The organism is Rhodobacter sp. Har01, from assembly GCF_020564565.1.
GTDB lineage: Bacteria > Pseudomonadota > Alphaproteobacteria > Rhodobacterales > Rhodobacteraceae > Pseudogemmobacter.
In genome coordinates this window covers 1-261 of the sequence record NZ_JAJCTD010000054.1, presented here as the reverse complement: position 1 = coordinate 261, position 261 = coordinate 1, and the positions used below count along the sequence as shown (strand labels likewise).

General features: G+C 67.4%; 1 protein-coding gene. It reads left to right on the top strand.

Annotated elements, in window-relative coordinates; genetic code table 11:
- Positions 1-14: 14 nt before the first annotated feature.
- Positions 15-261 (top strand): hypothetical protein (locus tag LHP98_RS19750; protein ID WP_227254175.1); only part of this gene is annotated, 247 nt, incomplete at its 3' end.

Here is a 261-nt window from a genome sequence, read left to right as displayed (position 1 = left end):
CCTGGCTGGCGCTGGTGACCCCGGACGGGACCTATGACGCCTGGAACACCAACACCGCGGCGCGGGCGATGCAGACCACCGCGGACGATGATTTCCAGCTTGAGGCGCGCTTCCTCAGCCTGCCGGCGACGAAATACCAGGGCCAGGGCTTCCTGGCCGAGCAGGACGCGCAGAACTGGCTGCGCTACGACACCTTCTCGGACGGCCGCAAGCTCTATGCCTTCGCCGCGGTGACGGTGGACGGCGTCTCGACCCAGAAGT